This is a genomic window from Yersinia sp. Marseille-Q3913, assembly GCF_963892745.1.
Lineage (GTDB): Bacteria > Pseudomonadota > Gammaproteobacteria > Enterobacterales > Enterobacteriaceae > Yersinia > Yersinia bercovieri.
This window is the reverse complement of record NZ_CAWQAF010000030.1, coordinates 18,979-30,200: the sequence shown is the minus strand read 5'-3', so window position 1 is coordinate 30,200 and position 11,222 is coordinate 18,979. Positions and strand designations below refer to the sequence as shown.

The following is an 11,222-nucleotide window of genomic DNA, read 5'->3' as shown; positions in this document are numbered from 1 at the left end:
TCGTTAACTGCTTTGACTTCCGCCAGATGTAATTGGCGGTTAAACCGCTCGACCAATTCGGCAGCATTGGCACCACTGTAGGCTCCCGCTGCTCTTCCGGTGACTAACGCCCCGGCAACAGCGCCCGCGATACGGCTGAGTTGCGCTTGCCGCTCCTGCACTCCTGCGAGCCGATGATATTTTCACCAGTTTTAAGATTTAGTCGCGAGTCACCGCCACCACGAAATGGTGACGGCAAGTGATTGAAATGAAACAGCTCTAATTATCAACCCGTGCAGCGGCTAATGGCTAATCGCAGCGCGGCACCTATCTCTTCTGGCTCACTATCCACAGAGATAAGCACATCATCCGCTCCCTTTATTCCTTTACCACTCCATGCTTCTAGTTTCTCATGATGGGTAGGCGAAATCCTGATCCAATCATTAATACAATGGATATGACAACTCTTCATATCCTTGAATAATACCCTTTTGGTTTTATAACCAAATCTTCCCATTAACATGGCTACCCAGGCTGCATATTGCTCTTTGCCTTTTTCAAGATCAAAAAAAGCCACACGCTCCTCAAGAGAGGTTAATGTTCGGCTATTTGACAATGCAAACAGAACAGCGTCACCAATGCTTTTATCATCTGCATCAGCGGGTAATAGGCAGGAGGGAAAAAGTGGATCTCTACGTACTCTGCCAAGTCCAGAGTCTGTATCTATACACAAAAATTCTTTAGTAGAAGAGACTGAGGCTCGGTAATCCTGATCTTTATTAAACATAACTATTTCACCTGTGTCACTGTGATATTTACACCCTGACTTTTCCCGTACTCAATTGCCCGATTGATTTCCATCCACTGGGTTTTATTCGTCTGTGCTGGGATAGCCAGTTGTATTTCTCTACTCGTAAACATTAAAGATTCTAACGTTTCGCCAGAAAGTCTATGTGTTTCAAACTTCGCGACCTTATCAATATTTCCTTTCAACGAACTGTAGATTTGCCCTGGATTCGCCACTCTGGCCGCAGTGGTGGTATCTAGGGTTTTTACACTGATGGCAGTTCGGGAAATGGGGTTATAGTAATCAAACGTCTTAAAGTTTGGTGGCAACCGTGCATCTGCTGGAAGTTGTGTTCCCACATAATCTTCCCACGGCATACCTTGTTGCTTGATACCTTGCCCCCATTGGATACCAATTTTTGACCGGCTTACCGTCGCAATCCTTGGCCCCGCAAACTTCTCTATCTGCCCGCTGGCAAAGCGCATCCCGCCCTTCGCTAACCCGCCAACACCAACAGCATAACCACCAAACTCAAACAGCAGTTTACCCGCTTCAACACCCGAGGCATAGGCACCACTGGCACCGGCCCGCTGATAATTCGCCTCCATGCTATTAATCCGCGCCAGCCACTCCTGTTTGACACTTTGCGCCACAGTGCCAATGATATCACCACTGTTAGCCAGTTCCCTCAATGCGGTAATCGCTTGTCGAGGCTCTTTTAGCATCCCCAGCAATTCGACGGTGCTGTCGTAGAGTCCTTCCGGCACACTGGCGACAATGCCTGCCGCAAAAGCGCCGTCTTGTGTCGCGCTGGTCAGCCCCCAGTCAATAAAGACTCTCCCCTTATCTGCCAGTGTTGCCGCAGCCGCCATTTCAGCTTCCATCAGTTTTTGTTGATGGTGGCTAAGGTAGTTGTAGCGAAAAGCAGTTTCGGCCGCATGGGCACCACTGTAGGCACCTTCAGATTTGCCTGTAAATACCGCCCCTGCTACACCACCGAAGAAGCGGGTTAGCTGAGCCTGACGCTCGGATTTAGCCTGCCACTCCTGCGGGTCGATGATATTATCACCCATCACTACACCGGCCAGCTCGGCCGCCAGTGCGCCTGCGGCGGCTCCTTTGACATTGCCGCCGCCGATTTCAGCGGCGATACCGGCCATAATCCCATGGCTGATAGCCTTGCCGGGCGCACCCAATACCGCGCCGTTGTTGCCAATCAGATTGGCCCCTTCGGCATGGAGCTGGCCGCCAATATTGGCAAGGAGTGCGACGGTCAGATTATCTTTAAAACTGCCGCCGTTGATGCTCGTGTTTAAGCTTGAGCTGATGATCGATTGACCCGCGACCCGCTGTGCGACTTTGATCCAGTCGCCGTCACTCAGGCGCGGTAATTTGGCGGCATTGACACCATCGGCGGCTTTTTCCCACCCCATCAGCCCATCAAATCCACTCAGCGCCCCGCCAATCGCCATTGAGGTGACCAGTGATTTAACTGATGACTGACTTCCTAACTCTTTGAATGTATTGGATAAATCCCCCTGATGCGCCACCAGCGCCACCGCCGCCTGCGATGCCAGTGCGGAGATCCCCCCGGTCACTGCGCCGCCTGCCACACCACCACCCGCGGCAGTACTGGCGCTAGCCACCAGCCCCGACCCCGCCGTCGCGACCGCCACGCCAATGCCAATCACCGCCGCCACCACTGGGTTCAGTTGTTCATTTTTGTGATCCCAACGGTGGTAGGCATCCATCACTTTTTGCCACTGCACGTCATCCCGCAGATGCAGGTCTTTCAACCATTCATTACCGGGGATCACTGCCAGTGCGCTAATCGCCGCCTGAATAGATTGGCTATTTTTTGCCTTGACGTCGGCACTGATACCCTGCGTGGCATTGACCGTTAATTCACCGCCGGTATGAATCGTGGGCAGCACCCACTTGCCCTGCTGATAGCCGCTGTCGGTCTGCTTGATGTAAAAATCCTTTGCCAGCGTGGTTTTTTGTTCAAACGCGCTATCTTTAACGGCCTCGAAAATCACTTTGCCGTGAGTGCTGGTGAGTTTGGCATTCTGCCCTGCCGCGATTTTACTGGCTTGATAGGTGCTGTCATCACGGCTTAGCAGGCTGATATCTCCGTCAGCAGTGAATTCGGTGACTTTATTGATGCTGGAGTGGCTGACATTATGATGCGACTTTTTCCGCCCATACCATTTACGGGTGGTCCAGCGCTCTTCGGCATGGCTGGTCTCTTCCATCGCCTGTGCAAATAAGTAGCCGCCTTCAGCGGCGATATCCATCAGGCTTTTCGCGGCCAGTTGGGTGGCCTGAAACAGAATGCTGCCGTTTGAAATCAGAGTCAGCACGCCGCCGCTGTTCAGTTGCGTTGGTTGCTGGAGCTTTCGATAGCTGAAATTATCGCCGCCGCCCTGATGCTCTTCGTTGAGCAGTGACTCAAAGCGCATATTGCCGCCCGACGTGAGGGTCATGTCACCGCCAGAGAAGAGTTCTGCGCCGTAGCCAAGGAGTTGACTATTGGCTGCTGCGCTAAGGTTTTTCCCCGCCTGCACGCGGGTGATCATGTGGCGATCCTGACGTGGTGTTACCGTCGGATAAGGCAAGGCAGGCAGTTGGATATTCTGACCGGCCAGTAAAGTGATATTCTTATCCGCCGTGATAGTGCTGGCCTGAGTCAGAATATCGCGGCCCGCATTGATTAAGATATTGCCGTTGGCATTAATCTGAGCATTCAGTTCAGGTATATGTGAAACGGAGAAAGCCAAGGAAATATCATCATGTGGGTAGAATATACTATCTATTGTCTTGTGTTTCTCTGATAGTAATGTAGCCATCCACGGGATATTGCGTGGTGACAGATTAATATCGCGGGCAGCATGAAGATTAACATCTTGCCCCGCATCCAGAGTGACGCCTCGCAGCGACAGGTTATTGCCGGCATTAAAAGTCATATTTCCGTGACTTTTTAACTGGCCGGGCAAAGAGAATAATTTATTAAGCAGCTCTATATTTTCTGCTCGGGTAAAAATCTTACTTAAAAGAGCTAATGTTATCAGGCTATCAGTATGAATTATATTGACATCCTGATTGGCCAACAGGCTAATATTACGGGTTGGATGCAGTAAGGTATCCGTTAGATTAATATTTTTACCGGCAATCGCGGTAAAATCACCGCGGGCATTAATCTGGCTAATGACCCGCTGGTAATCAGGTTGAAAATAGTGCGGGATATCATCTATCGGCTTGAACTCAATATGACCTTGTCGACTAGATACCAAAATATCTCGCCCGGCAACCTCACTGTTTATCACATTAATATCATTAAGTGCGGTAAGAGAGATATCTCTACCTCGCAGCGTGCTGCTATTTAAATCAATCGTATCCTCAGCAATAAAGGTGAGATCACCCCGTGCATGTATCAGGTCATTACTGATGATGCGATTACCATGTAGCAGGATATTATTACCGTGCAAGATAGGTTGTGTCTGTTGTTTTAACCAAAAGCTGATATCAGAGTCTTCTTCGTTTTTCGGCCAACCCGCATCTAAATGGATCTGGTTATTAAAATCCAGCACGACATTCCCCTGAGCAGTGATAGCTGCAGGGTATTTCTCAGCTTCAGTCCATACAGTATACCATTCATGCTCCATGGCCCTATCTCGATTATGCATGCCTCTTGTCACCTCATAATCAATAAACTCATCCTTTATCCAACTGCTGTGGCTGCTATTTAAGAAGTTATCTCCAGTAAGGAAGATATCTTTGTCTGCACCGATATTGCTTACTTTATTGGCTAACTGGCTGGCATTAATATACAGGTTCCCTCCTGAATAGAGGGTGGCAGCGGGTGCCTCGGCAGTGACTTGATACAGGCTTTTCTCGGTATTAACTTTATATAAGCTCCATTGTGCTAATTTATGAATAACTCTAAAGTCTGTCGTGCCAAACCATTTTCTCGGGAAGTCATAGGGGAGTTGATCTTCAGACAAGTTGACTGTTTTTATGACTGGGTGATAACGATAATCCTCATTGTCATAAACGTTAGCACTGGTCGAATCGGGCGTTAATCCCTCCCAATCTGCATTAAAGATCTGGCGAGTATTCTCCAGTTTATCCGTGCGGATAATTAAATCACCGGTGCCGGTTCTAATGCTGCCAGATCGGTTTTCAACCAACGCATTTTTATTCCCTTCGGCATCTTTCTGTATCCACATCTGGTTATTAGCATGCAGTTTAGCCGAGGGGCCGACATTATGAACCCGATCACTGAACAGGCGCATATCGCGTTCGGCTTTTACCTCACCAAAATTATTCAGTTCGGTATTCGCCAGAGTAATATCACGGCCACTGCGTAATTTGCTGCCCACAGTAACGACGGTATTTTTGCCAATCACATTAAGATCTTTTTTCGCCGTGATATGGCCTAAGGTGAGATCACCCGCCGCATCAATCGAAATATCCCCTTGCTGGCTGACGATATTATTGAGATTGGCTGCAACCTCTTTTTCCGTGATGACCAGCCTGATACGGTTGGCATACATGCCGCCCAGATTTTTGGTGTCCACTGCCAGCACGGGTGCTGCCCCCGTGGCGATTTGTGGTTGAATACGGCCATGTTGATAATCGACCTGATTCACTCCCAAAATAACATCAAGCTGATTGGCTCGAACTTCCCCCTCCAACGCCAGAGAGCGGCTGATCAATTGACTGTGATCTTGTGACTGACCATCGAACCCTTTATCCCCCACGGTGATGATTCCACCCATCACATTGAACCGTTCTAAATCACCCTGTGAGTTCAATACCGGGGTGCCAGTGGTTAAGGTGATACCACTGGCATTAATAAAACTGCAACCATCACAGGTCAAACCGTTGGGATTGGCGATAATCACATCGGCTTTCTGACCAAAGATCTCCAATTTGCCTGCCAGCGTCGTGGGCTTATTGTTGAAGACCTCATTGATGATTAATGTCGCACTTTTGCCATTAAAATAGGGGTTGGCCGCCAGCCGACCTGCCAGTACAGACTGACCCGCTTTGGTGGCATTATTCAATACCCCGCCAGTGGAGGTGATATTAATCTCGTCATAGCGGTTATAGGAGACGCCATTCGCATTGGGTGCAGCGATATTCGCTATCGGTGTTTTGTTGTAAACACTGTCTAGTATTTTATTCAGTGAGGGTTCACTGCCGCTTAACGTAATGTTATGGGCATTGATAAAACTGCACCCATCACAGGTCAAACCATTGGGATTGGCAATAAGCAGATCGGCTTTCTGACCAAAGATCTCCAGCTTGCCACCCAGAGTTGAGGGCTTGCTGCTAACGACCTCATTGATAATTAATTTCGCACTGTTGCCATTAAATTTGGGATTAGCGGCTAACTCCCCGGCTAGCACTGATTGCCCTGCCTCGGTGGCGTTATTCAATACCCCACCAGAGGCGTTAATGCTAAAGTCGTCATAGAGGTTATGGGAGATCCCATTCGCATTGGGCGCATGGATATTCACCACTGGTGGGATCTCTTGTTGCTGAGCAGCAATGGCCGGGTGAAGCGGCTCTAGTGCGGTAAGATAAATCAGTAGCCAGCTGGCTATACGTCTAGATCGATAAGCAAATCCTTCCATAAAATTACCTTCCTGGTGTGGTACAGGGTTAGCAGCAAACTTGCTATCTGACAGTTAAACGACAAGTTAGCCAGAGAACATCTCACTCATTAACCTACGCAATTTAGGGGGGGAATCTTATGGTGGTTTGGCTGATTTGCTGTTTCAACTGCTTATTATTTCAACTAATTATCATTAGCGTCTCACCAAAAAATGTTGGTCACTCGCTAGAATGAGCAGAGCAAAAGGGATAACTTGCTAATAATTGATCTCTGGCTATTCCCATCATCCTGATTGACGATGTATAAGAAGATCCTATTTTTCCGCCTGACGTTGCACAAGGAAGCTGCCCCGCCCATGAACCGCCTCCCTACCCTGTATGGCATTATTGCAATTTTACTTTGGAGCATGAGTGTCGCTTTGACGCGCGGGCTAGCTGAAACGCTGGGGCCATTTGGCGCGGGTGCGGCAATTTACACTGTCAGTGGGATTTTGGTGTGGTTGGTGGCGGGTAAGCCGACTTTGCGCGGGCAACATCCCGCGTATCTGTATGGCTGTGGTGCGCTGTTTGTGATCTATATGGTGGCGTTCGCGCTGGCGATTGGCATGGCCAATGATCGTCAGCAGACACTGGAGATTGGCCTGATCAACTATTTGTGGCCCAGTTTGACGCTACTGTTGGCGGTGCCGTTACTCAAACTTCGCGCGCGTTGGTGGCTCTGGCTGGGGGCCGCCCTGGCACTATTCGGCGTTATCTGGGTGGTCAGTGGTGGAGATGGGCTGGATATTAAAACCGTTAGCGCCAATGTCAGTAGTAACCCACGGGCCTATAGTCTGGCGCTGATCGCCGCATTTACCTGGGCGGCTTACTCCAATTTGGTGCGGTTGTATAGCCGAGGGCCGGGGGCGCTGCCGCTGTTTTTACTCGCCTGCGCGCTCTGTTTGTGGTTGATGTTCTTTATGCTGACACCCGGCAAGTTGCATTTTACTCAGCGTGCTACTTTTGAGCTGCTACTGATGGGGGCAAACACCGCGCTGGCCTATGTGTGCTGGGATATCGCCATGAAGAAAGGCAACGCCACACTGGTCGCTGCCCTCTCTTACTTCACACCGCTATTATCGATACTGATTGCCAGCTTGTGGCTCAATACCCTGCCGTCGGCCGCATTCTGGCCGGGGGTTGCCATGGTGGTAGTCGGTTCGCTGTTATGCTGGTCTGCCAGCCGCACGACTATTTCGACGTGATGAAATCGCGATAACCTTTCAATACCAGGAGAAAATCCTCTAAGCCGCACAGGCAAAGACTCTCCTCATCGTAGTAATTCATCCCCTCTTCCATCTCATCGCCGTCGAGATCCAACTGATTGGCCCGCACCATCACCTCTTCGCCATCCAGCCACAAGGTGTATTCATGGCCAGTCAGTTGCCACTGGCGCTCACTGCCTTTCACTTCAATGGCAGCAGCTTCGATTTGATCCAGTTTTGCCAAATCGCCTTTGATCTCTTCATTAAGCCAGTGGCCAATCACTTCATGCCCCATGGAGAATCTAACCAGCACTTGCCCGGTTAAATCACGCAAGAATTCATAGTCCATAGCACGCCCTCCTGATGTTAATACCCCCAAAATCATTGAGACGCCAGCACCGCCATGGCCTCAAGTAAGAAGAGCATATTATTAGTTTAAACCTTATTAGCAGCCTCACTCGGCGTAAGTTCGCAAAGTCGGTAAATAGCGGCAAAATTTCAATCGAACGTGGTTTTTAAAATAGAAACGGGAGGCCAATGGCCCCCCGTTTGTTTAGCTGGTGCGAAATATAGCGGCTTACACCGCGGTTTGGAAGATCACGCCGTCAGCTTTTTCCGTGTATTGGCTCAACTGATCAAAGTTCAGATAGCGATAGGTATCCTCAGCGGTCTTATCAACCTGAGCCATATACGTTTGATATTCATCCGGTGTCGGCAGACGCCCAAGCAGCGAGGCTATCGCGGCCAGTTCAGCCGAGGCCAGGTAAACATTCGCCCCGGTTCCCAAGCGGTTCGGGAAGTTACGAGTTGAGGTAGAAACCACAGTCGCGCCGTCAGCTACCCGCGCCTGGTTGCCCATGCACAGTGAACAGCCGGGGATCTCAATGCGCGCCCCACTGTTACCAAAGATGCTGTAGTAGCCCTCTTCAGTCAGCTGCGCGGCATCCATTTTAGTCGGCGGTGCAACCCATAAGCGGGTTGGCAGTTGACCTTTATGTTGCCCCAGCAACTTGCCCGCAGCACGGAAGTGACCAATGTTGGTCATGCAAGAGCCGATAAAGACTTCATCGATTTTGCTGTTGGCCACATCAGATAACAGGCGGGCATCATCGGGATCGTTTGGCGCACACAGAATCGGTTGGGTGATATCAGCCAGATCGATCTCGATCACTGCGGCGTACTCTGCATCGGCATCACCTTCCAGCAGATTCGGGTTCGCCAACCAACTCTCCATGCCATTGATGCGACGCTCCAGTGTACGGCGGTCGCCGTAACCTTCAGCAATCATCCACTTCAGCAACACCACATTGGATTGCAGATATTCTGTAATCGGCGCTTTATCCAGCTTGATAGTACAACCCGCCGCAGAGCGTTCCGCAGAGGCATCAGCCAGTTCGAATGCTTGCTCTACTTTCAGCTCTGGCAGACCTTCGATCTCCAGAATTCGGCCAGAGAAGATATTCTTCTTGCCCTGCTTCTCAACCGTCAGCAGCCCTTCCTGAATAGCGTAGTAAGGGATAGCATGGACCAGATCACGCAAAGTGATACCCGGTTGCATTTGGCCTTTAAAGCGCACCAGCACCGACTCAGGCATGTCTAGAGGCATCACGCCTGTTGCGGCCGCAAATGCCACCAGACCAGAACCCGCAGGGAAGGAGATACCAATCGGGAAACGAGTATGGGAGTCACCACCAGTACCAACAGTATCCGGCAACAGCATACGGTTTAGCCATGAGTGGATAATGCCATCACCCGGGCGCAGCGAGACACCGCCACGGTTCATAATGAAGTCAGGCAGTGTGTGGTGGGTGGTCACGTCAACCGGCTTAGGATAAGCCGCCGTATGACAGAATGATTGCATCACTAAATCAGCCGAGAAGCCCAGACACGCCAAGTCTTTCAGCTCGTCACGGGTCATCGGGCCGGTGGTATCTTGTGAACCGACCGAGGTCATTTTAGGTTCGCAGTATTCACCCGGGCGCACGCCAGTCACGCCGCAAGCGCGACCGACCATTTTCTGCGCCAATGAGAAGCCTTTATTGCTTTTGGCAACCGGCTTCGCCACGCGGAATACATCACTCACTGGCAGCCCCAGTGATTCGCGAGCTTTGGTGGTCAAGCCACGGCCAACGATCAGCGGAATACGGCCACCCGCACGGACTTCATCCAGCAACACATCAGTTTTTAGCTCAAAGGTAGCTAAAATCTCACCGGTATCATGGCGGCGAACTTCTCCCAGATATGGGAAGATATCAATCACGTCGCCCATATGCAGATTGGCAACATCCACTTCGATCGGCAGTGCGCCGGCATCTTCCATGGTATTAAAGAAGATAGGGGCAATTTTGCTGCCCAGTACCACACCACCGCCGCGCTTATTCGGCACGTAAGGGATGTCGTCGCCCATAAACCACAGCACGGAGTTAGTGGCGGATTTACGGGAAGAACCGGTGCCAACTACATCACCGACATAAGCCAGTGGGAAGCCGATTTTGTTCAGCTCTTCGATCTGCTTGATCGGACCAACGCTACCCGGTTTATCCGGATGAATGCCTTCGCGGGCATTTTTCAGCATCGCCAGCGCATGTAGTGGAATATCTGGGCGTGACCAGGCATCAGGGGCCGGAGATAAGTCATCGGTGTTGGTCTCACCGGTCACTTTAAACACGGTAACAGTGATTTTCTCTGCCAACGCAGGGCGGGAGAGATACCATTCGGCATCGGCCCAGGATTGCATCACTTTCTTGGCGTGCGGGTTGCCTGCTTTGGCTTTCTCTTCTACATCGTAGAAGTTATCAAACATCAGCAAGGTGTGAGACAGCGCTTTACCGGCAATGGGAGCCAGCTTTTCATTATCTAACGCATCAATCAGCGGATGAATATTATAGCCGCCCTGCATGGTGCCAAGCAGTTCAATCGCTTTTTCAGCATTTATCAGGGGGGAGTGGGCATCACCTTTGGCGATGGCAGCCAGAAAGCCCGCTTTAACGTAGGCTGCTTCATCAACACCGGGGGGTACGCGGTTAATCAGCAGGTCTAGCAGGAACTCTTCTTCGCCCGCAGGCGGATTTTTTAATGATTCAACCAGCGCGGCCATTTGTGACGCATCTAATGGCTTAGGGACGATACCCTCAGCAGCACGCTCGGCTACGTGCTTACGGTATTCTTCTAGCACGACTCTCTCCTCGCTCTTATTGTCATTTATTTTGCCAGGCTATCTGTTGCCACCAGCCATCATCACTGAGGCAGTAGGTATAAGGTAAGACGCCCAGTTTCGCTCAGCCAGCATACCAGTATTTGAACTCAGTGTTAATTCGTTCACATAAAAGCAACATTAAATTTTTGCTGAATCGTTGTGCGCAGAGCATTCACCTGAGCTATTGATAACCGCTCTCAGTTAGCCCCTTGCGGTAGAGCAATATCCGCAAACACCGCCCTCGCATTTATCCCACAATCAATGAATGGATACCATCTCTCTCTGAGCATCTCGTGCTTTCGGTATGACTTTTAGGGCGAGGAGTGACGAATGGAAAATATTGTGGTGTAAAATGAAACAGAAACAGCCGATAACCTCTGTTTCTGTTATTGAA

General features: G+C 50.3%; 6 protein-coding genes. 1 reads left to right on the top strand and 5 read right to left on the bottom strand.

What is annotated here, in order from left to right:
* The 3 genes from AACW11_RS20845 to AACW11_RS13050 form a co-directional block, all read right to left on the bottom strand.
* On the bottom strand, positions 1-161 hold a 161-nt coding region (locus tag AACW11_RS20845), incomplete at its 3' end, for a VENN motif pre-toxin domain-containing protein (RefSeq protein WP_212586925.1).
* A 104-nt stretch (positions 162-265) separates the two neighbouring features.
* A complete protein-coding gene (locus tag AACW11_RS13055; protein ID WP_212586924.1) occupies positions 266-766 on the bottom strand; it encodes a contact-dependent growth inhibition system immunity protein in 501 nt (166 codons plus the stop codon).
* A gap of 2 nt (positions 767-768) precedes the next feature.
* Positions 769-6,408: a two-partner secretion domain-containing protein gene (locus tag AACW11_RS13050; RefSeq protein WP_212586923.1), complete on the bottom strand. Its 5,640-nt coding sequence runs from the start codon at positions 6,406-6,408 to the stop codon at positions 769-771.
* A 336-nt stretch (positions 6,409-6,744) separates the two neighbouring features.
* Between AACW11_RS13050 and yddG the strand changes: the two genes are divergently transcribed.
* Positions 6,745-7,632, top strand: coding sequence for an aromatic amino acid DMT transporter YddG (yddG, locus tag AACW11_RS13045; protein WP_212586922.1), 888 nt, complete (start codon positions 6,745-6,747; stop codon positions 7,630-7,632).
* On the opposite strand, the gene yacL is transcribed toward yddG, so the two are convergent.
* Positions 7,619-7,981, bottom strand: a complete 363-nt coding sequence (gene yacL / locus AACW11_RS13040; protein WP_212586921.1) for a protein YacL — start codon at positions 7,979-7,981, stop codon at positions 7,619-7,621. The two genes, yddG and yacL, sit on opposite strands and share 14 nt — an antisense overlap.
* A gap of 228 nt (positions 7,982-8,209) precedes the next feature.
* Complete coding sequence (gene acnB, locus AACW11_RS13035) at positions 8,210-10,807, bottom strand: bifunctional aconitate hydratase 2/2-methylisocitrate dehydratase (RefSeq protein ID WP_212586920.1); 2,598 nt, start codon at positions 10,805-10,807, stop codon at positions 8,210-8,212.
* Positions 10,808-11,222 lie beyond the last annotated feature (415 nt).